Raw genomic sequence first — 21,409 nt, 5'->3', positions numbered from 1 at the left:
TCCTGGTCATCCCGTGTCTGCGCCGCATCAGTCCGTGGTGCGGAGCGTCCGGGATGACCCGCCGTGTAATTCCGGCCGGCAGCGCCTGTATCACCTCACGGCCTGGCTTCGAGGATGAGGTTGAACGGTGTTTCCGTGGCGCGGCGGAAGCGGGTGAAGCCGGCTTCGGCCGCGACCTTGCGCAGGCGCGCCTCGCCGGCCTGGGCACCGAGCGCCAGGCCGACCTCCTGATCCAGCGAAGCCGGCGTGCAGATCACGGTGGAGGCGGCGTAGTAGACGCGCCCGACCGGATTGAAATTGTCCTCGAGCCGGTCATTGGCGAAGGGTTCGACCAGCATGCAGGTTCCTTCCGGTGCCATCGTGGACCTGACATGGCGCAGGGCCCCGACGGGATCGCCCATGTCGTGCAGGCAATCGAAGAAGCAGACCAGATCGTAGCCGCGCGCCGGCACCGTCTTGGCCGTGCTCACCTCGAAGGTGATGCGATCGGCCATGCCCGCGGTTTCGGCGGCGGCCGTGGCATCGTCGATCGAGCCCGGGTGATAGTCGAAGCCATAGAAGCGCGAATTGGGGAAGGCCCGGGCCATGATCATGGTCGAGACACCGTGCCCGCAGCCGATATCGGCCACGCTCGCGCCTCGCTCCAGCTTTTCCACCACGCCCTCCAGGGCGGGCAGCCAGTCCTGCACGAGATGATGGCGATAGGCGGTGCGGAAGAAGCGTGCCGTGCCGCAGAACAGGCATTTGTCCCGCTTGTCCCAGCCGACGCCTCGGCCTGTGCGGAACGCATCGGAAATGGCGGGCTCGTCTCGCAGGGTCGCCGCGACGAGATCCCCCACGGCTCCCAGGAACACCGGGCTGTCCTCGTCGGCGAAGACCGCCGCCTGTTCAGGCTGCATGGAAAAACGGGCGGTTCCGGGATCATAGACCACATAGTCCGAGGCGGCCTGCGCCGCGAGCCATTCGCGTATGTAGCGCTCGGAGGTCCCGGTCTTCTCGGCAAGTTCCTGCGAGGTCAGCGGCCCGGCCTCGGCGAGGGCCTTGTAAAGGCCGAGCTTGTCGCCGATGAGCAGCAGCGACGCGTTCATCGCAGCACCGACATCATTGAGCATCTTGCCCATGAAGGCGTTGAGTTTGTCCGGATCTACCGTTCCATTCTGTAAGGCCATCGCTGCTCTCCTATCGTCGAATGCGGCCTGTCGTAGCCGGCATCGGACTCCCTTGACGATGCGATCCCTGCGTCCTTCGTTTCGAGACGGCCATGAGGCATCGCTGCCGGAAGGCGGCGATCCGCGACGTGCACGATGAAAACTGCCGATGCCTGACCTGGTTCGATCCCGAGACGAAAGCGGAAGGCTTGCATGACGCCGGCGCCGGGAACCTATGCCGGCGACGATGACATCTTCGTCCTTGCTGGATCTTTCGTTACAACCCCAACGTGGGCACGATGAATATTACCACGACAGGAGGCGTGCCGCTCTTGGCCATTAGGCGGATGCCGCAGCGTCGCGAGGGACAAAATCACCGGCCCGCGGCCGACGGGCTGGCCATTTTTCGGGGCTTCGATTAGATCACCGCCATGTCGCCACCCGCATCACCGTCCGGGCTGCCCGGCCCGCCGCCATTGTCCGTCTTCATCATCGCCTTCAACGAGGCCGATCGCATCGGCGCGACCATCGAGGCAGTGCGCGGTCTCACGGACGATCTGGTCGTGGTCGATTCAGGGTCGACCGACGGGACGCAGACAATCGCCGAAAAGCTCGGCGCCCGGGTGATCCACAATCCCTGGCCGGGCTACGGTCCGCAGAAGCGCTTTGCCGAGACGCAGTGCCGCCATAACTGGATTCTCAACATCGATGCGGATGAAGTGGTGTCGCCGCGGCTCTCGGCGGAGATCCGTGCCCTGTTCTCGGGCGGGGAGCCCGAGGCCGACGGGTATGAGATCAACATCGCCGAGGTCTTTCCGGGGGAAAGGGAGCCTCACCCCTGGGGGTACACGCTGGCGCCGGTGCGGCTCTATCGATTCGATCGTGGCCGTTATGCCGAATCGACCGTGCACGATCGCGTGCATTTCAGCGGTCAGCCGCGGATCGCGCGGTTGAAGGGGCGCATCCATCATTATTCGATCCGCTCGCTCGGCGATGAAATCGCCAAGTTGAACGCCTATACCGAGCAGCAGGCCGAAGATCTCGACAAGAGGGGCAAGACGCTCGGCAGTTGGCGAATTCTGACTGAATTCCCCCTCAACTTCCTCAAGGCCTATATAGTGCGTCGTCATTTCGTTCGCGGTCTTTACGGCATCGCGACGGCGACGAACTATGCTTATTTCCGTTTTCTTCGCCTGGCCAAGCATATCGAAAGGCGGCGCCTACGCAAACTTCGGTGATGACGCATCATTTGGCTTGTCTTCGGGAGGCGAAGGGGGGACAGTCCGCCTACATCATTCTCGAGGGGCGATGCGATGAGCGGCAAACCCGAATTCGATGCGCAGGCGGTCATCGATGCGATGGCACCGATGATCGGAATCGAGATCGATCCTGATTTTCGCGAAGGCGTTGCCGCCAATCTGAAGCTGACGGCCGATCTGGCACAACTGGTGCTGTCCTTCCCGATCGAGGATGGCGATCAGCCCGCTGCGGTCTTCGAAGCATGACCAGCCTGCTCGATCAGGGCTGCTCGCCGCAACTGGGCATTCTGGAAATCTCCACCGGCATCCGCAGCGGCCGTTTCACGGCGCGCGCGGCGATCGAGCATACCCTGGCGCGCATCGAAAGGCTGGACGGCAGGGTAGGGGCCTTCACGGCGGTGCTCGCCGAGCGTGCCCTGGCCCGAGCCGATGCCATCGATGCCCGTCATGCCGCCGGCAAGCCTGTCGGAGCCCTGGCCGGCGTCCCCTTCGCCGTGAAGAACCTCTACGACATTGCCGGCCTCGTCACCCTCGCCGGTTCCCGGATCAATCGCGACAACCCGCCAGCCACGCGGGATGCCGCGCTGATCGAACGCCTGGAAGGGCAGGGCGCGATCTGCGTGGGTGCGCTCAACATGGGCGAATACGCCTATGATTTCACCGGCCAGAACACGCATGGGGTGCCTTCGCGAAATCCTCATGCCCTCGACCACCTGGCCGGCGGGTCTTCCAGCGGCCCCGCAAGCGCCGTGGCGGCGGGCTTCGTGCCGTTGGCCCTGGGCAGCGATACCAATGGCGCCATCCGCGTGCCGGCCTCCCTGTGCGGGCTGTTCGGCATGAAGCCGACCTTCGGGCGGCTCAGCCGCGCACGAAGTTTTCCTTTCGTCGCCAGCCTCGACCACATGGGCCCGCTGGCCCGTTCGGCTCGCGACCTCGCCTTTGCGTATGATGCCATGCAGGGACCCGATCCGGACGACCCGAGTTGCGCTCAACGCCCGGCGCAGCCGGCCCTGTTCGAACTCGGCCGCGGCATCGAGGGGCTGCGTATTGCCGTGGCGGGCGGCTATTTCCACCCGGAGGGTAACCGCGATGCGCTGGACGCGGTGCGGCGCTGCGCCAAGGCGCTCGACGCCAGCGAAACCATCGAGATCCCGCAGGCGGCGGTTGCCCGGGCAGCGGCCTTCCTGATCACCATTACCGAGGGCGGGGCACTGCATCGCAACAGGCTGCGGGAGCGTGCCAAGGATTTCGCGCCAGGGGTGCGGGACCGGCTGATCGCGGGCAACATGGTGCCGGCGACCTGGGTGAATGCGGCGCATCGCTTTCGCCATTGGTTCCGGGCCGAGATGCATCGCATCTTCGAGCGAATCGATCTGATTCTAGCGCCGGCGACGCCCTGTCGTGCCCCCAGAATCGATGCGACCACCATCGAGGTTGGTGGCCAGGCCATGCCGCTTCGTGCGAATCTGGGGCTGTTCACGCAGCCGATTTCCTTTATTGGACTGCCTGTGGTCACGGTGCCGCTCTGGAACGAGGGCGAGAAACTCCCGATCGGCGTGCAGATCATCGCTCCCGCCTGGCGGGAGGATCTTGCCCTGCGGGCTGCCTGGGCGCTGGAAACGGCGGGAGTCGTGCGGGCTCCGGTTGCCGATATCGAATAAAGGTCGATTCGCCGGGCCTTGGCCGCAGCGCCGGGAACGCCGCGACGCGCGGTATCAAAGAGTGAGAGCAAACAAACGCCAAGCGAGCTTCGCTCGAAGGAAAAGCAGACATAATGGTTAGGTCTTTGTTGCGTGCCATCGGGTTGGGGGTGCTTGCGGTGGGGCTGTGCTGGAGCGCCTCGTCGCGGCCGGCTCTTGCTGCCGCCATGGATTTCAAGGTGGTGAGCCTCTCCTTCGGCACCAGATGCAGCAAACGCTGCCCCAGCCTGATGGTCGCCAAGGGCGAGATGACGAGCGGCACGGTGGAGCGTTTCCTCGCCTTCGCCCAGCAGGCCTCCAAACTCGGCGCCAGCAACGTGCTGATCATCGATTCGCCCGGCGGCCATCTGGTCGAAGGCGTCAATCTGGGTCATGTGTTGCGGAAATTACGCACCAGCGTCTTCGTCGGGCAGGTCGTCACCCTGGGCGGGCAGCCAATTGCGGTCAACGGCTCATGCATGTCGGCCTGCGTCTATGCGCTGATGGGGGGCAATAAGCGATTCGTCCCCGCGGGATCGCGCGTCGGCGTGCACCGCGAATATCTGCCCAACAGTTCCGGGAGCGATCCAATGTCGGTTCTGCGCAGCACGCGGCGATTCCCCGAGGTGACCGAGATGCTGCGGAGCTACTCGAAAAAAATGGGCGTGAATCCCGCTCTGATCGATCTGGCCGAGCAATATGGCGTCGGAAGTATCCGAATTCTGACGCCCGAGGACATCCGGCGCTTCCGGCTGGCGCGCATTGCGAACTGAATTTCGGGTGCGTTGCGAATTGACGCTTGACACTGTGCGGGAGGCCCTCTAATCACCGCGCCACGCCAGCACGGTTCGCCGCCGCTGGCGAGAGACGGGGGTGTAGCTCAGTTGGTTAGAGCGTCGGCCTGTCACGCCGAAGGTCGCGGGTTCAAGTCCCGTCACTCTCGCCATTTTGTGACAAAAAGCCAGCCTTCGGGCTGGCTTTTGCATTTTCAGCCCGGCAAGTCGCGGATGCGGTTGGTTGCAACCAGGTCATGTCTTGCAACTCATACCCGCTATGCGCCAAGATCATGCCAGAATCGCCCGGTATTCTGCCGCACTGCGGTAGGAATCTCTTGGCTGGAACGCTTCCAAGCTTGCGCCTCCCATAGCCGTGGTTTAAGGCTCGCTGCAGGTCGTCCACGACGCAGCGCGAAGGTGCTTTTCCAAAGCGCTGTGGAGGGATGGCCGGCGTGAGCGACGCTTTCAAGCGCACTCATGCCCGTATCGTCCAAACGTGGCGGCCGCGAGTTCAAGCGCTCCTGGTCGATCACAGCTGGAGCAAAGCGCGTTTCAGCGGAAACGCTGCAGTGTTCCAACTCTTTGTCTCGACGCGTTCTTGCGAGTGCTGGTGAACCCACCGGATCGCAAAACGCTATTGGGTTCGTGCTGATGGACAACCTTCTCGCCGGCTATCTGCCGCTTATCATCTTCATCGGGGTCTCGGCCGTCATCGGCCTGGCGCTTCTGGTGGCGCCCTTCCTCGTGGCGTATCAGCGCCCGGATCCGGAAAAGCTCTCGGCTTATGAGTGCGGGTTCAACGCCTTCGACGACGCGCGCATGAAGTTCGACGTGCGCTTCTATCTGGTGTCGATCCTGTTCATCATCTTCGATCTCGAAGTGGCATTCCTGTTCCCCTGGGCGATCACGTTCAAGGAAGTCGGCCTGTTCGGCTTCACCTCGATGATGATTTTCCTGGCCGTGCTGACCATCGGCTTCGTTTATGAGTGGAAGAAGGGCGCGCTCGAATGGGATTGAACCTGGAGACATCAGGCGGCACGCTGGTGGCGCCGGCGCCCAAGGGCATCATCGACCCGAATACCGGCAAGCCGGTCGGGTCGACCGACCCGTTTTTCGTCGACATCAATGCCGAGTTGGCCGACCGCGGCTTTCTCGTCACCTCGGCTGACAATCTGATCAACTGGGCCCGCACCGGCTCGCTGATGTGGATGACCTTCGGCCTTGCCTGCTGCGCGGTCGAGATGATGCAGGTCTCCATGCCGCGCTACGACGTCGAGCGCTTCGGCTTCGCCCCGCGTGCTTCGCCGCGCCAGTCCGATGTGATGATCGTGGCGGGCACGCTGACCAACAAGATGGCGCCGGCCCTGCGCAAGGTCTACGACCAGATGCCCGAGCCGCGCTACGTCATCTCCATGGGCTCCTGTGCCAATGGCGGCGGCTACTACCACTATTCCTATGCGGTCGTGCGCGGCTGCGACCGCATCGTTCCGGTCGACATCTACGTTCCTGGCTGCCCGCCCACGGCCGAAGCGCTGCTCTATGGCGTGCTGCTGCTGCAGAAGAAGATTCGCCGTACCGGCACCATCGAGCGTTGAGCGGAGCTGACATGGCAAACTCTGAAACTCTGCAGGGGATCGGCGAGGCGCTCCAGGCTGCTTTTCCGCAAGCCGTCTCCGATGTCCTGCATGCCTTTGGCGAGCTGACCGTCACCACCGATCCCGACAACATCCTGGCTGTGCTCAAGCACCTCAGGGACGATGCCGGAACGCGCTTCGTTTCGATCATCGATGTCTGCGGCGTCGACTATCCGGCGCGCGAAAAGCGCTTCGACGTGGTGTACCACCTGCTGTCGCCGACCAAGAACGTCCGCATCCGCGTCAAGGTGGAAACCGACGAGGCGACCCCGGTTCCCTCAGCCGTCGGCCTGTTCCCCGGTGTGCTCTGGTTCGAGCGCGAAGCCTACGATCTCTACGGCATCCTCTTCACCGGCCATCCGGACCTGCGCCGGCTGCTGACCGACTACGGCTTCGACGGACATCCCTTGCGCAAGGACTTCCCGATGACCGGGTTCGTCGAGGTGCGCTGGGACGACGAGGCCAAGCGCGTGGTCTACGAGCCTGTCAGGCTCAACCAGGAATTCCGCAACTTCGATTTCCTGTCACCGTGGGAAGGGACGGAATATGTCCTGCCCGGCGACGAGAAGGCGAAGGCAGGCTGACGCGCTCCCGCGCGCCGGATCAGGACTAGCAAGACTCTCGAAATGGCTCCGAACCAGCTGGCCAACTCGGAAAGTTTGGAAACGACATGAACGACCAACCGCATCTACGCAATTTTGCGATCAATTTCGGCCCGCAGCATCCGGCGGCCCACGGCGTGTTGCGTCTGGTCATGGAGCTCGACGGCGAAGTGGTCGAGCGGGTCGATCCCCATATCGGCCTGCTGCATCGCGGTACGGAGAAGCTGATCGAAGCCAAGACCTTCATGCAGGCCATCCCCTATTTCGATCGGCTCGATTACGTCGCGCCGATGAACCAGGAGCATGCCTATTGCCTGGCCATCGAGCGCCTGCTCGGTATGGAGGTTCCCAAGCGGGGGCAGCTCATCCGCGTGCTCTATTCCGAGATCGGGCGCCTGCTCTCGCATCTGCTCAACGTCACCACGCAGGCCATGGACGTCGGTGCGCTGACGCCGCCGCTCTGGGGCTTCGAAGAGCGCGAGAAGCTGATGATCTTCTACGAGCGTGCTTCGGGCAGCCGCATGCACGCCGCCTATTTCCGCGCCGGCGGCGTCCATCAGGACCTTCCGCCGGAGCTGATCGACGATATCGAGGCCTTCTGCGATCCTTTCCTCAAGGTTTGCGACGACCTCGAGGGCCTGCTCACCGACAATCGCATCTTCAAGCAGCGCAATGTCGATATCGGCATCGTCTCGCTGGATGACGCCTGGGCCTGGGGCTATTCGGGCGTGATGGTGCGCGGCTCGGGCGCCGCCTGGGACCTGCGCAAGTCGCAGCCCTATGAATGCTATGCCGAGCTCGATTTCGATATTCCGATCGGCAAGAACGGCGACAATTACGATCGCTACTGCATCCGCATGGAAGAGATGCGCCAGTCGATCCGCATCATGAAGCAGTGCTGCACGCTGCTGCGCACGACGACCGGACCGGTTTCGGCCACCGACAACAAGGTCGTGCCGCCCAAGCGTGGCGAGATGAAGCGCTCGATGGAAGCGCTCATCCATCACTTCAAGCTCTACACCGAGGGCTACCACGTGCCCGCCGGCGAGGTTTACGCGGCCGTCGAAGCGCCCAAGGGCGAATTCGGCGTCTACCTGGTCTCCGACGGCGGCAACAAACCCTATCGCTGCAAGATCCGCGCGCCGGGCTTTGCGCATCTGCAGTCGATGGATTGGCTGTGCCGCGGCTACATGCTGGCCGACGTCTCCGCCATTCTCGGTTCTCTCGACATCGTGTTCGGCGAAGTCGATCGTTGATTTTGGGTCGCAGCCGGCTTCGAGGCGGCTGCAAAAGCGTCTTGCGATTTGAGGGGCACCACGAATCGCAAAGACGCGTCGAAACCAGGAGTGAGAGTAAGAGTGCGTTTGCCAAAACGCACTTTGCTCTAGCAGTAAAGAGGTATGCGCATGTCCGTCCGCAGGCTCGCGCCCCAGGAACTTCAGCCGGCAAGCTTTGCCTTCACGCCCGAGAACGAGGCGTGGGTGGACCAGCAGATCGCCAAATATCCGCCCGGCCGCCAGGCGTCGGCGGTGATTCCGCTGCTGTGGAAGGCGCAGGAACAGGCCGGCGGCTGGGTATCCCAGGCGGCGATCGAGGTGATCGCGGCGCGCCTGGGCATGGCGAAGATCCGCGTCCTGGAGATCGCGACCTTCTACACCATGTTCAACCTGGAACCGGTGGGCAAGTATTTCATCCAGCTCTGCGGCACCACGCCGTGCCAGCTGCGCGGCGCCGAGGCGATCCGCGACGTCGTCAAGAAGCGCATCGGCCCCGAGCGGCACGTGACGGAAGACGGCAAGTTCTCCTGGCTCGAGGTCGAGTGCCTGGGCGCTTGCTGCAATGCGCCGATGGTCCAGATCAATGCCGATTTCTACGAGGATCTCACGCCTGAGATCATGGAACGCATCATCGACGATCTTGCCGCCGGCAAGGAAGTGAAGCCCGGCCCGCAGAACGGCCGCTTCTCGTCCGAGCCGGAAGGTGGTGCGCAGACCCTGACCGATCCGGCGCTCTATGACGGCTCGGTGATCGGGTCCTGGAAGCAGCGCCTCGCCGAGGAGAAAGCCAAGCTCGAGGCGGCCAAGGCCGCTGCTGCCGAAGCCGCCGCGGCGGCGCCGGCCAAGTCTTGAATTCAAGGGGAGGGCGCCGCAAACGAGGCTTCCTTCCCGACAACAGGTCCTGCCGCCAGCCTCCGGCCAGCGACAGGGCGCTCCCCACTCTCAGATTTCCGGATCCGCCATGCTTGCTGATCGCGACCGCATCTTCACCAATCTCTACGGCCTCCAGTCGCCCGGACTGCAGGCGGCCATCAAGCGTGGCTCGTGGGATGGCACCAAGCAGATCCTCGAGATGGGCCAGGACTGGATCATCAACGAGATGAAGGCGTCGGGCCTCAGGGGACGCGGCGGCGCCGGCTTTCCCACCGGCCTGAAATGGTCGTTCATGCCGAAGAAGTCCGATGGCCGGCCGAGCTATCTCGTCGTTAATGCCGACGAATCCGAGCCCGGCACCTGCAAGGACCGCGAGATCATGCGGCATGACCCGCATCATCTGGTGGAAGGCTGCCTTATCGCCTCCTTCGCCATGAATGCGCATGCCTGCTACATCTATATCCGCGGCGAATATATCCGTGAGCGCGAGGCCCTGCAGCGCGCCGTCGACGAGGCCTACGAGGCCGGCCTGATCGGCAAGAACAACAAGAACGGCTGGGATTTCGACCTCTACGTGCACCACGGCGCCGGCGCCTATATCTGCGGCGAGGAGACCGCGCTGCTCGAAAGCCTCGAAGGCAAGAAGGGCATGCCGCGCATGAAGCCGCCCTTCCCGGCGAATATGGGCCTTTATGGCTGCCCGACCACGGTGAACAATGTCGAGTCGATCGCCGTCGCCCCCACCATCCTGCGCCGCGGCGCAGGCTGGTTCGCCGGCATCGGCAATCCCAACAATGTCGGCACCAAGCTCTTCTGCGTCTCGGGCCATGTGAACAAGCCGTGCAACGTCGAAGAAGCGATGGGCATTCCTTTCCGCGAGCTGATCGAGCGCCATTGCGGCGGCATCCGCGGCGGCTGGGACAATCTGAAGGCCGTGATTCCGGGCGGCTCGTCGGTGCGCATGGTACCGGCCGAGCAGATCATCGACACGCCGATGGATTTCGACTCGCTGTCGAAGCTGCGCTCGGGCCTAGGCACCGCCGCCGTCATCGTGATGGACAAGTCGACCGACGTGGTGCGCACCATCGCCCGGCTTGCCTATTTCTACAAGCATGAGAGCTGCGGCCAGTGCACGCCGTGCCGCGAGGGCACGGGCTGGATGTGGCGCGTGCTCACCCGCATGGCCGAAGGACGCGCCCAGAAGCGCGAGATCGACATGCTGCTCGACGTTACCAAGCAGGTCGAAGGGCATACGATCTGTGCTCTCGGCGATGCGGCCGCCTGGCCGATCCAGGGGCTGATCACCCATTTCCGTCATGAGATCGAAGCGCGCATCGATCAATATGCCGCAAACCCCCATTCCACCCCTGTTCTGCAGGCGGCGGAATAACAGGCCGGCTCCCGTCGGCTGCAATTTATCAGGGCCGGGATCGCCCCCGTTTCCGGCCTGTCACAGCGCTGAATTTTCGTGTTCCCGATGTTGATCGCGGCGCGGAATTTTGCGAAGTCGAGTTTGGAAAGAGTCTGGATTGCGTCTCGCTATCCAGACCTGATCGTCAAGGTTATCCATGGCCAAGTTGATCGTCGACGGACAGGAAATCGAGGTCCCGGCGGAGTACACGCTCCTCCAGGCCTGTGAGGTCGCGGGTGCAGAGATCCCGCGTTTCTGCTTCCACGAGCGCCTGTCGATTGCCGGCAATTGCCGCATGTGTCTGGTCGAGGTGAAGGGCGGCCCGCCCAAGCCGACGGCGTCCTGTGCCATGGCGGTACGGGACCTGCGTCCGGGCCCGAACGGCGAGCCGCCGGTGGTGCTCACCAAGAGCCCGATGGTCAAGAAGGCCCGCGAGGGGGTGATGGAGTTCCTCCTCATCAACCATCCGCTGGATTGCCCGATCTGCGACCAGGGCGGCGAGTGCGACCTGCAGGACCAGGCCATGGCCTACGGCGTCGACAAGAACCGCTATGCCGAGAACAAGCGCGCGGTCGAAGACAAATATATCGGCCCGCTGGTCAAGACGGTGATGAACCGCTGCATCCATTGCACGCGCTGCGTCCGCTTCACCACCGAGGTGGCCGGCGTCTCCGAGCTTGGTGCCATCGGCCGCGGCGAGGACATGGAGATCACCACTTATCTCGAACGGGCGATGAGCTCGGAACTGCAGGGCAATGTGATCGACCTCTGTCCGGTCGGCGCCCTGACCTCCAAGCCCTATGAATTCCATGCCCGCCCCTGGGAGCTCTCCAAGACCGAATCCGTCGACGTGATGGATGCGGTGGGCTCCGCCATCCGCATCGATGCGCGCGGCCGGGAAGTGCTGCGCATCGTGCCACGCACCAATGAACTGGTGAACGAGGAGTGGATCTCGGACAAGACCCGCTTCATCTGGGATGGCCTGCGCACCCAGCGCCTCGACCGGCCTTATCTGCGTGTCGACGGCCGCCTCAAGCCGGTGAGCTGGCAGGACGCCTTTGCCGCCGTCGCCGCCAAGGTGAAGGCCGCCAAGCCCGAGCGCATCGGCGCCATCGCCGGCGACCTCGCCGCGGTGGAGGAACTGTTCGCGCTCAAGGATCTCATCGGCAAGCTGGGCTCGAAGAACCTCGACGCCCGCCAGGACGGCGCCAAGATCGATCCTGCCCTGGGCCGCGCCGGCTATCTGTTCAACCCGACGATCGCCGGTCTCGAGGAGGCGGACGCGATCCTGCTGGTCGGCACCAATCCGCGCAAGGAAGCCTCGGTTCTCAATGCCCGCATCCGCAAGCGCTGGCTGCGTGGCGTCAAGATCGGGCTGATCGGCGAGCAGGCCGATCTGACCTACACCTATGATTATCTGGGCGCCGGACCCGATACTTTGGCCGAGTTGGCTGCCGGCAAGGGCGCCTTCGCCGAGCTGCTGAAGGGGGCCTCCAAGCCGGTAATCATCGTGGGTGGCGGTGTCTATGCCCGCGCGGACGGTGCGGCGCTGCTGTCGCTGGCCGCCAAGGCGGCCCAGGCGCTCGGCGTGGTCAAGGACGGCTGGAACGGTTTCGGCGTGCTGCACAATGCCGCCTCGCGCGTGGGTGCCCTCGATGTCGGCTTCGTGCCGGGCGAGGGGGGGCTCGACGCCGCCGGCATGGCCAAGGCCGGAGCGCTTGACGTGCTCTTCCTGCTGGGTGCCGACGAAATCACCGTCGAGCCGGGTGCCTTCGTGGTCTATCAGGGCAGCCATGGTGACCGCGGCGCGCATCGCGCCGACGTCATCCTGCCGGCCGCTGCCTATCCCGAGCGCTCGGGCCTGTTCGTCAACACCGAGGGCCGGGTCCAGCTCGCCAACCGCGCGGCGTTCCCGCCCGGCGAGGCGCGCGAGGACTGGGCGATCCTGCGGGCATTGTCGGAAGCCCTCGGCGCCAAGCTCGGCTATGACTCGCTCACTGCCCTGCGCAAGGCGCTGTTTGCCGCCATTCCCCATCTCGGCCAGATCGGTCAGGTTGCCACTGCCGATGCCGCCGGCATCTCGGCTCTGGCGAATGTCGGCGGCGAGGTCGACAAGGCAGCTTTCGCGGCTGCGATCAGCGATTTCTATTTGACCAACCCCATCGCGCGCGCTTCGGCCGTGATGGCGCAGTGTTCGCAGCTCGCCTCGGGCGCGCTGCCGCTGGCGGCGGAGTAAGGACGGGCCATGACGATCTGGGAAACACTCCTGTGGAAGGTGGGCCTGCCGGCGCTGCAAAGCGTGGTTCTGCTGGTCTGCCTGCTTGTCTTCATCGCCTATTACCTGTTGGCCGACCGCAAGGTCTGGGCTGCGGTGCAGCTGCGTCGCGGTCCCAATGTCGTCGGGCCGTTCGGGCTGTTCCAGTCCTTCGCCGACCTGATCAAGTTCGTGCTCAAGGAGCCGGTGATCCCGGCGGGCGCGAACAAGGGCGTCTTCCTGCTCGCGCCCTTCGTCACCTGCGTTCTGGCGCTGGCCGGTTGGGCTGTGCTGCCGGTCGCGGCTGGCACGATGATCGCCGACATCAATGTCGGCATCCTCTATGTCTTCGCCATCTCCTCGCTCGGTGTCTACGGCACCATCATGGCGGGCTGGGCCTCGAACTCGAAATATCCCTTCCTCTCGGCCCTGCGCGCCGCGGCCCAGATGGTGTCCTATGAAGTCTCCATCGGGTTCGTCATCATCACCGTGCTGCTCTGCGCCGGCTCGCTGAACCTGACGGCTATCGTCGAGGCGCAGCACAGCCGCGGCCTCGCCAGCCTGATTGGTCTGCCCTGGCTGACCTTCCTGAACTGGTACTGGCTGCCGCTCTTCCCGATGTTCATCATCTTCTTCATCTCGGCCCTGGCCGAGACGAACCGGCCGCCCTTCGATCTGGCCGAAGCCGAGTCCGAGCTCGTGGCCGGCTTCATGGTCGAATATGCCTCGACGCCCTACCTGCTGTTCATGCTGGGCGAATATGTGGCGATCATGACCATGTGCGCCCTGACCACCATCCTGTTCATGGGGGGCTGGAGTGCGCCGATCGACCTGCCGCCCTTCACCTGGATCCCGGGCTTCATCTGGTTCCTGGTCAAGGTGACGTTCGTGTTCTTCATGTTCGCGATGGTGAAGGCCTTCGTGCCGCGCTACCGCTATGACCAGCTGATGCGTCTCGGCTGGAAAGTCTTCCTGCCGCTGTCGATCGCCATGGTCGTGATCGTCGCAGGCTTCCTCCAGATTACCGGATGGGCACCATGACCGCAGCCAATCCCAGCCGGCCGCGCGTCGGCTTAGATCAGGCCGCCAAGGCCCTGTTCCTGAAGGAATTCGTTTCGGCCTTCTTCCTGTCGATGCGCTATTTCTTCAAGCCGAAGGCGACGTTGAACTATCCCTTCGAGAAGGGCCGGCTGTCGCCGCGTTTCCGGGGCGAGCACGCTTTGCGGCGCTATCCCAATGGCGAGGAACGCTGCATCGCCTGCAAATTGTGCGAGGCGATCTGCCCGGCGCAGGCAATCACCATCGAGGCGGGGCCGCGCGGCAATGACGGTACGCGGCGCACCACGCGCTACGACATCGACATGGTCAAGTGCATCTATTGCGGCTTCTGCCAGGAAGCCTGCCCGGTGGATGCCATCGTGGAGGGGCCGAACTTCGAGTTCGCCGTCGAGACGCGCGAAGAGCTGTTCTATGACAAGGACCGTCTTTTGGCCAATGGCGACCGCTGGGAGCGGGAAATCGCCAAGAATATCGCCAAGGACGCGCCTTATCGCTGACGCGCTTTGCTCTAGGGCATAAGAGACCGGCCCGGCCGGAGTTTGTTTTTGCTTCAGCCAGGCTGGAGCGGTTGAGACTAGACGGCACGGAAACGGGCCGGAGAGGGGTTTGAACATGAATGTGGCGACAGCCTTCTTCTACCTGTTCGCCTTTGTTTGCGTGGCATCGGCCTTGATGGTCATCCTGTCGCGCAACCCTGTGCATTCGGTGCTCTATCTGATCCTGGCCTTCGTCAATGCGGCCGGCCTGTTCATGCTTACCGGGGCCGAGTTTCTCGCGCTGATCCTGATCGTGGTCTATGTCGGTGCCGTCGCCGTGCTCTTCCTCTTCGTGGTGATGATGCTCGACGTCGACTTTACCGAGCTGCGCCAGGGCTTCCTGCAATATCTGCCGATCGGCTTCCTGGTCGGCCTGATCGTTCTGATCGAATTGCTGATGGTGGTGGTCGGCTGGGCGATCTCCCCCGGCATCGTCGTCAATCCGCAGACGCAGATCGATACCTCCGTCACCAACACCGAGGCGCTCGGTCGCGTGCTCTACACGCAATATGCCTTCTTCTTCCAGGGCGCCGGCCTGGTGCTGCTGGTGGCCATGATCGGCGCCATCGTGCTGACGCTGCGCCACAAGGAAGGCGTCAAGCGCCAGAATCCGGCCCTGCAATCGGCGCGCACCAAGGCGCAGTCGGTCGAGGTCATCAAAGTTCAGCCAGGGCAGGGGATCTGACACATGGCCGTCGATCTTTCCCATTTTCTCGCTGTCGCCGCCGTTCTCTTCACCATCGGCGTGCTCGGGATTTTCATCAACCGCAAGAACGTCATCGTCATCCTGATGTCGGTGGAACTCATCCTGCTTGCGGTGAACATCAATATGGTCGCCTTCTCCGCGGCGCTGCACGACATTACGGGCCAGGTCTTCACCCTCCTGATCCTGACGGTCGCCGCCGCCGAGGCCGCGATCGGTCTGGCCATTCTGGTGGCGTTCTACCGCAACCGCGGTTCGATCGCCGTCGAAGATATCAACGTGATGAAGGGCTGAGGGCGTGTATAACGCAATTGTCTTCCTGCCGCTCCTCGGCTTCCTGATTGCCGGCATCGCCAACATGCTGACGTGGCGCCTGGCGCCGGCCGATGCTGCCGAGACCTCCGGGCATGGTCACGACGACCATGGCCATGGTGCTCACGCCGCGCATGGCCATGATGACCATGCTCATGACTCCCATGGCCACGACGATCACCACGCGGTCGAGGAATCCCCGCATTCGCCCGGCAAGATCCGCTTTGCCGAATATGTCACGACCGGCCTGCTGTTCGTGTCCTGCCTGCTGTCCTGGGTCGCGTTCATCAATGTCGGCTTCAACGGCGCCACCTCCACGGTGCCGGTGCTCGACTGGATCCATGTCGGCAAGCTGCAGATCGATTGGGCTCTGCGCGTCGACACGCTGACCGCGGTGATGCTGGTGGTTGTCACCACCGTGTCCTCGCTCGTTCACCTCTATTCCATCGGCTATATGGAAGAGGACCCCTCGCGGCCGCGCTTCTTCGCCTATCTGTCGCTGTTCACCTTCGCCATGCTTATGCTGGTGACCTCCGACAATCTGGTGCAGATGTTCTTCGGCTGGGAAGGCGTGGGTCTGGCCTCCTATCTCCTGATCGGCTTCTGGTACAAGCGCCCCACGGCCAACGCCGCCGCCATCAAGGCCTTCGTAGTCAACCGCGTCGGCGATTTCGGTTTCTCGCTCGGCATCTTCGCGGTGTTCGTCATCTTCGGCCAGGTCGGCTTCGAGGGCATCTTCAAGGAAGCCGCCAGCAAGGCGGAGACCAGCATCCACTTCCTCGGCTATAACCTGCCGGCCCTGGAAGTTGCCTGCTTCCTGCTGTTCATGGGGGCCATGGGCAAGTCCGCCCAGTTCCTGCTGCACACCTGGCTGCCGGACGCGATGGAAGGGCCGACGCCGGTCTCCGCGCTCATCCATGCCGCCACCATGGTCACGGCGGGCATCGTGATGGTGGCGCGCCTGTCGCCGCTGTTCCAGCATGCCGAGCACGCCCTGGCCTTCGTCACCTTCATCGGCGCCACCACGGCCTTCTTCGCCGCCACGGTGGGCCTCGTCCAGAACGACATCAAGCGCGTCATCGCCTATTCGACCTGTTCGCAGCTCGGCTACATGTTCGTGGCCCTGGGCGTGGGCGCCTACAATGTCGGCGTGTTCCACCTGTTCACGCACGCCTTCTTCAAGGCGCTGCTGTTCCTCGGTGCCGGCTCGGTCATCCATGCCATGCACCACGAGCAGGACATGCGCCACATGGGCGGCCTGAAGTCGAAGATCCCGCTGACCTACTGGGCCATGGTGATCGGCACGCTGGCGCTCACCGGCGTCGGCCTGCCCTTGACGCAGATCGGCTTCGCCGGCTTCAACTCCAAGGATGCCGTGATCGAGGCGGCCTGGGCCGGCTACGCCGAGAGCGGCCACCTCATTCCGCTCTATGCCTTCTGGATGACCATCGTCGCGGCGCTGATGACGTCCTTCTATTCCTGGCGCCTGATCTTCATGACCTTCCACGGCCAGACCCGGGCCGATGCGCATACCTATGACCATGCGCATGAATCGCCGATGCCGATGATGATCCCGCTCGCGGTTCTGTCGGTCGGCGCGGTCTTCGCCGGCATGGTCTTCTACGGCCCCTTCGCCAGCGAGCACGGGCTCGAATCCTTCTGGCGTGAGGCCGTGTCGCTGGGCGAGGGCACCAAGATCCTCGAAGGCATGCATCACGCCCCGCTCTGGGTGAAGCTGTCGCCCTTCGTCATGATGCTGATCGGCTTCTTCACGGCCTATTACATGTATATCGTCAAGCCGACGGTGCCGGCGGCCATCGCCGCCCGCAACCCGCTGCTCTACAATTTCCTGCTCAACAAGTGGTACTTCGACGAGCTCTATGACTGGGCCTTCACCCGCCCGGCCAAGTGGCTCGGCCGCTTCCTGTGGAAGAAGGGGGATGGCGCCACCATCGACGGCCTCGGCCCGGATGGTGTCTCCGCCCGCGTCGTTGACGTCACCCGCGGCGTCGTCAAGCTGCAGACCGGCTATCTCTATCACTATGCCTTCGCCATGCTGATCGGCATCGCGGCCTTGTTCACCTGGTCCATGCTCGGAGGCACGCACTGATGTCCTGGCCGGTTCTTTCCGTCACGACCTTCCTGCCCTTGGTGGGTGTGGTGCTGATGCTCGTGCTTCGGGGTGATCCCGAAGGCGTGAAGCGCAATTCGCGCATCATCTCGCTGTGGACCACCATCGCGACCTTCATCGTCTCGCTATTGCCGCTGTTCGCCTTCGATCCGGCCAACACCAGCTTCCAGTTCGTCGAGAACACCAACTGGCTCGGCGGCACCACGGGTGGGGCGATCAACTATCGGATGGGCGTCGACGGCATCTCGCTGCCCTTCGTCATCCTGACGACCTTCCTGATGCCGTTCTGCATCCTCGCCTCCTGGCGCTCGATCCAGAACCGCGTGCGCGAATACATGATCGCCTTCCTCGTGCTGGAGACGCTGATGATCGGCGTGTTCTGCGCGCAGGACATCGTGCTGTTCTACCTGTTCTTCGAAGGCGGCCTGATCCCGATGTTCCTGATCATCGGCATCTGGGGCGGACAGCGGCGCATCTATGCCAGCTTCAAGTTCTTCCTCTACACGCTGCTCGGCTCGGTGCTGATGCTGATCGCCATCATGGCGATGTATTGGAACGCCGGTTCCTCCGATATCGCCGTGCTGCTCAAGCACCCGTTCCCGGTGCAGATGCAAACCTATCTGTGGCTGGCCTTCTTCGCCTCCTTCGCCGTGAAGATGCCGATGTGGCCGGTGCACACCTGGCTGCCCGACGCGCACGTCGAAGCACCCACGGCGGGCTCGGTCATCCTGGCCGGCATCCTCCTGAAGATGGGCGGCTACGGCTTCATCCGTTTCTCCCTGCCGATGTTCCCGGCGGCCTCCGAATATTTCGCGCCGCTGGTGTTCACCCTCTCCGTCATCGCCATCGTCTACACCTCGCTGGTGGCGCTGATGCAGGAGGACATCAAGAAGCTGATCGCCTATTCGTCGGTCGCCCATATGGGCTTCGTCACCATGGGCCTGTTCTCGATGAACGAGCAGGGCGTGCAGGGCGCGATCTTCCAGATGATCTCGCACGGCATCGTTTCCGGCGCGCTGTTCCTCTGCGTCGGCGTGGTCTATGACCGCATGCACACCCGCGAGATCGCGGCCTATGGCGGCCTGGTCAACCGTATGCCCTGGTATGCGCTGGCCCTGATGGTGTTCACCATGGCCAATGTCGGTCTGCCCGGCACGTCGGGCTTCGTCGGCGAGTTCCTCACGCTGGTGGGCGCCTTCTCGACCAATACCTGGGTGGCTTTCTTCGCTACGTTCGGCGTGATCCTGTCGGCGGCCTATGCGCTCTGGCTCTATCGCCGCGTCGTCTATGGCGCGCTGGAAAAGCCGAGCCTGGCCGGGATCGCCGACCTCACCGGCCGGGAGTTCATCATCCTGGCGCCGCTGGTTCTGCTCACGATCTATTTCGGTGTCTATCCCAAGCCGATCCTGAACATGAGCGAAGCCGCCGTCACCCATCTCATCCAGGCGGCGAAAGCTGCCAGCGTTGCGCTTAACTGATCCGAAGGCGAGCCATGTCTGCTTCTGAAATTGCAACGGCGCTTCCGGAAATCGTTCTGGTTCTTGGCGCCATCGCTTTGCTGATGATCGGTGTCTTCTCGGCGCCGCGTGGCTACGGCCTGGTCACCACCCTTTCGGTGGTGCTGCTTGCCGTGGTCGTGGTGCTGGTGGCCATGAGCACCGACGGCAAGGCCTTCAACGGTTCCTTCAGCGTCGATGCCTTCGCCCGCTTCACCAAGATCCTGGTCCTGATCGGCTCGGGCACGGCGATCGTGATGTCGAGCGACTTCCTGCGCTCGCGCGGCATCGAGAAGTTCGAATATCCGGTGATGATCCTGCTGGCGACAACCGGCATGATGATGATGCTGTCGGCCAACGACCTCATCGCCCTCTATATCGGGCTCGAACTGCAGTCGTTGGCCCTTTACGTCATCGCTTCCATTCATCGCGACGACCTGAAGTCCACCGAAGCGGGCCTGAAATATTTCGTCCTCGGCGCGCTCTCCTCGGGCATGCTGCTCTATGGCGCTTCGCTGATCTATGGCTTCGCCGGCACGGTGTCGTTCACCGGCATCGCCACGGCGGTGCAGGGGCATGTCGGGCTCGGCCTGGTCTTCGGTATCGTCTTCCTTCTCGCTGGCCTGGCCTTCAAGATCTCGGCCGTGCCGTTCCATATGTGGACGCCTGATGTCTATGAGGGTGCTCCCACGCCGGTGACCACCCTGTTTGCCGGTGCGCCGAAGATTGCCGCCATGGGGCTGCTGGTCCGCGTGATCATCACCTCCTTCCCGGCGGCGCTCGCCCAGTGGCAGCAGATCGTGGTGTTCATCGCTATCGCTTCGATGGCCCTCGGCTCCTTCGCGGCCATCGGCCAGAGCAACATCAAGCGCCTGATGGCCTATTCGTCGATCGGCCATATGGGCTTTGCCCTGGTCGGCCTGGCGGCAGGCACCTCCGAGGGCGTGCAGGGCGTGCTGATCTATCTGGCGCTCTATCTGGCCATGACGATCGGCACCTTCGCGGTGATCCTCTCGATGAAGCGCAAGGGCGCCTATGTCGAGAATGTCAGCGATCTCGCCGGCCTGTCGAGCACGCAGCCGATCATGGCCTATGCGCTCGCCGCGCTGATGTTCTCGCTGGCGGGCATTCCTCCGCTCTCGGGCTTCTGGGCCAAGTGGTATGTGTTCGTTGCCGCCGTGCATCAGGGCCTGTGGCCGCTGGCGATCCTCGGCGTGCTTTCCAGCGTGGTGGGCGCCTTCTATTATCTGCGCATCATCAAGGTGATGTTCTTCGACGAGCCGGCCGAGGCGTTCGAGCCGATGCCGACCCCGCTCGCCGGCGTGCTTGCCATCGCGACGATCGTGACGGTGTTCTTCATCGTCTGGCCGACGCTGGTGACCGGCCCGGCCGCGGCGGCCGCCGCCTCGCTCCTGCCCTCGGGCTGATGCAACCGGGGCAATGAAACTCGGCGCAGGAGCACAGGCGGCAGGCTTCCGTCACCTTCACTTCGACTCGATTGGCTCGACCAATATCGAGGCTCTGCAGCGCGGGCAGGACCGCCTGTGGGTGACGGCCGGCGAACAGGTTTCCGGCAAGGGGCGGCGCGGCCGCCCCTGGAGTTCTCCTCGGGGCAACCTTTATGCCTCGCTCCTGCTGGTCGATCCCGCAGAGCCAAGGCGGGCGGCTGATCTTTGTTTCGTCGCTGCCCTCGCGCTCAGCGATGCCGTCATCGCCACCGCGCCCAGGGCCGCCGCGTGCCTGGCCTTGAAATGGCCCAATGACGTGCTGATCGGCGGAGCCAAGCTTGCCGGTATCCTCGTCGAGGGCGCCCATGCCGGCGGGGGCTTTTCGGCGGTGATCGGCTGCGGGGTCAACATTGCCAGCCACCCGGAAGGCACACCCTATCCGGCCACCCATCTGGCGGCGAGCGACGCCGCCATCAATGTCGAAACCTTCTTCGCTGCGCTGACGGACGGCTTTGCCCGGCGCCTGGAGCAATGGCGGCGCGGTGCCGGCTTTGCCGCCATCCGGGAGGCCTGGCTGCAGCGGGCCGCCGGTCTCGGGCGCCGCATCGTCGTGCGTTTGCCCTCGGGGGATATCGACGGCGTGTTCGAGGCCCTCGATGCCGAAGGCGTGCTGATCCTGCGCGACGATGCCGGGGCGCGGCGCGAAGTTTCGGCCGGCGAAATCTTCTTTCCGGGCTTGTTCCCGAATTCATCCGATTCTTGAAGAGTTTGGCTGCCTTCGCTGCAGTCCGATATGAATAATAGGGCCACC

20 protein-coding genes and 1 tRNA gene are annotated in these 21,409 nt (G+C 63.6%); 20 read left to right on the top strand and 1 reads right to left on the bottom strand.

Annotation, left to right across the window (positions count from 1 at the left end; genetic code table 11):
• Positions 1-95: 95 nt before the first annotated feature.
• Positions 96-1,169, bottom strand: coding sequence for a class I SAM-dependent methyltransferase (locus tag J8I29_RS26990; RefSeq protein ID WP_105862948.1), 1,074 nt, complete (start codon positions 1,167-1,169; stop codon positions 96-98).
• A gap of 410 nt (positions 1,170-1,579) precedes the next feature.
• Between J8I29_RS26990 and J8I29_RS26985 the strand changes: the two genes are divergently transcribed.
• The 20 genes from J8I29_RS26985 (at position 1,580) to J8I29_RS26890 (ending at position 21,361) form a co-directional block, all read left to right on the top strand.
• Positions 1,580-2,386, top strand: coding sequence for a glycosyltransferase family 2 protein (locus J8I29_RS26985; RefSeq protein ID WP_209434015.1), 807 nt, complete (start codon positions 1,580-1,582; stop codon positions 2,384-2,386).
• A 75-nt stretch (positions 2,387-2,461) separates the two neighbouring features.
• Positions 2,462-2,653: a DUF4089 domain-containing protein gene (locus J8I29_RS26980; RefSeq protein ID WP_105862950.1), complete on the top strand. Its 192-nt coding sequence runs from the start codon at positions 2,462-2,464 to the stop codon at positions 2,651-2,653.
• A complete protein-coding gene (locus J8I29_RS26975; RefSeq protein WP_105862951.1) occupies positions 2,650-4,068 on the top strand; it encodes an AtzE family amidohydrolase in 1,419 nt (472 codons plus the stop codon). Before J8I29_RS26980 ends, J8I29_RS26975 begins: the two co-directional genes overlap by 4 nt.
• A gap of 206 nt (positions 4,069-4,274) precedes the next feature.
• Positions 4,275-4,859, top strand: coding sequence for a hypothetical protein (locus J8I29_RS26970; protein WP_209434014.1), 585 nt, complete (start codon positions 4,275-4,277; stop codon positions 4,857-4,859).
• 96 nt (positions 4,860-4,955) lie between these two features.
• Positions 4,956-5,032, top strand: a tRNA-Asp gene (locus J8I29_RS26965).
• Between the two features lie 481 nt (positions 5,033-5,513).
• Positions 5,514-5,879: an NADH-quinone oxidoreductase subunit A gene (locus J8I29_RS26960; RefSeq protein WP_068282520.1), complete on the top strand. Its 366-nt coding sequence runs from the start codon at positions 5,514-5,516 to the stop codon at positions 5,877-5,879.
• Positions 5,870-6,457, top strand: a complete 588-nt coding sequence (locus J8I29_RS26955; RefSeq protein WP_068282522.1) for an NADH-quinone oxidoreductase subunit B — start codon at positions 5,870-5,872, stop codon at positions 6,455-6,457. Before J8I29_RS26960 ends, J8I29_RS26955 begins: the two co-directional genes overlap by 10 nt.
• Before the next feature lie 11 nt (positions 6,458-6,468).
• The gene (locus J8I29_RS26950) at positions 6,469-7,080 is read left to right on the top strand and encodes an NADH-quinone oxidoreductase subunit C (protein WP_209434013.1); all 612 of its coding nucleotides are present in this window, start codon (positions 6,469-6,471) and stop codon (positions 7,078-7,080) included.
• Between the two features lie 86 nt (positions 7,081-7,166).
• Positions 7,167-8,354 (top strand): NADH-quinone oxidoreductase subunit D, encoded by a 1,188-nt coding sequence (locus J8I29_RS26945; protein WP_105862954.1) that lies wholly within the window; start codon positions 7,167-7,169, stop codon positions 8,352-8,354.
• Between the two features lie 150 nt (positions 8,355-8,504).
• Entirely contained in the window at positions 8,505-9,227 is a 723-nt protein-coding gene (gene nuoE / locus J8I29_RS26940; RefSeq protein ID WP_105863242.1) for an NADH-quinone oxidoreductase subunit NuoE, read from the top strand.
• Positions 9,228-9,336: 109 nt separating this feature from the next.
• Positions 9,337-10,638, top strand: a complete 1,302-nt coding sequence (gene nuoF / locus J8I29_RS26935; RefSeq protein WP_068282532.1) for an NADH-quinone oxidoreductase subunit NuoF — start codon at positions 9,337-9,339, stop codon at positions 10,636-10,638.
• Positions 10,639-10,816: 178 nt separating this feature from the next.
• Entirely contained in the window at positions 10,817-12,895 is a 2,079-nt protein-coding gene (gene nuoG / locus J8I29_RS26930) for an NADH-quinone oxidoreductase subunit NuoG (RefSeq protein ID WP_209434012.1), read from the top strand.
• 9 nt (positions 12,896-12,904) lie between these two features.
• On the top strand, positions 12,905-13,954 hold the full coding sequence (nuoH, locus tag J8I29_RS26925; protein ID WP_105862956.1) for an NADH-quinone oxidoreductase subunit NuoH: 1,050 nt from the start codon (positions 12,905-12,907) through the stop codon (positions 13,952-13,954).
• Complete coding sequence (gene nuoI / locus J8I29_RS26920) at positions 13,951-14,469, top strand: NADH-quinone oxidoreductase subunit NuoI (RefSeq protein ID WP_068282998.1); 519 nt, start codon at positions 13,951-13,953, stop codon at positions 14,467-14,469. Before nuoH ends, nuoI begins: the two co-directional genes overlap by 4 nt.
• Before the next feature lie 115 nt (positions 14,470-14,584).
• Complete coding sequence (locus J8I29_RS26915; protein WP_068282540.1) at positions 14,585-15,193, top strand: NADH-quinone oxidoreductase subunit J; 609 nt, start codon at positions 14,585-14,587, stop codon at positions 15,191-15,193.
• Positions 15,194-15,196: 3 nt separating this feature from the next.
• Positions 15,197-15,505: an NADH-quinone oxidoreductase subunit NuoK gene (gene nuoK / locus J8I29_RS26910; RefSeq protein WP_068282543.1), complete on the top strand. Its 309-nt coding sequence runs from the start codon at positions 15,197-15,199 to the stop codon at positions 15,503-15,505.
• A 4-nt stretch (positions 15,506-15,509) separates the two neighbouring features.
• A complete protein-coding gene (gene nuoL, locus J8I29_RS26905) occupies positions 15,510-17,633 on the top strand; it encodes an NADH-quinone oxidoreductase subunit L (protein WP_209434011.1) in 2,124 nt (707 codons plus the stop codon).
• Complete coding sequence (locus J8I29_RS26900) at positions 17,633-19,132, top strand: NADH-quinone oxidoreductase subunit M (RefSeq protein WP_209434010.1); 1,500 nt, start codon at positions 17,633-17,635, stop codon at positions 19,130-19,132. Before nuoL ends, J8I29_RS26900 begins: the two co-directional genes overlap by 1 nt.
• 14 nt (positions 19,133-19,146) lie before the next feature.
• Entirely contained in the window at positions 19,147-20,577 is a 1,431-nt protein-coding gene (gene nuoN / locus J8I29_RS26895) for an NADH-quinone oxidoreductase subunit NuoN (protein ID WP_105862959.1), read from the top strand.
• A gap of 13 nt (positions 20,578-20,590) precedes the next feature.
• On the top strand, positions 20,591-21,361 hold the full coding sequence (locus J8I29_RS26890) for a biotin--[acetyl-CoA-carboxylase] ligase (RefSeq protein ID WP_209434009.1): 771 nt from the start codon (positions 20,591-20,593) through the stop codon (positions 21,359-21,361).
• The last annotated feature ends 48 nt before the right edge of the window (positions 21,362-21,409 follow it).

The sequence above is a fragment of the Labrys sp. LIt4 genome (assembly GCF_017813775.1).
GTDB classification, from domain to species: domain Bacteria; phylum Pseudomonadota; class Alphaproteobacteria; order Rhizobiales; family Labraceae; genus Labrys; species Labrys okinawensis_A.
The sequence above is the reverse complement of the archived record's forward strand: the minus strand, read 5'-3'. Positions and strand labels throughout refer to the sequence as shown.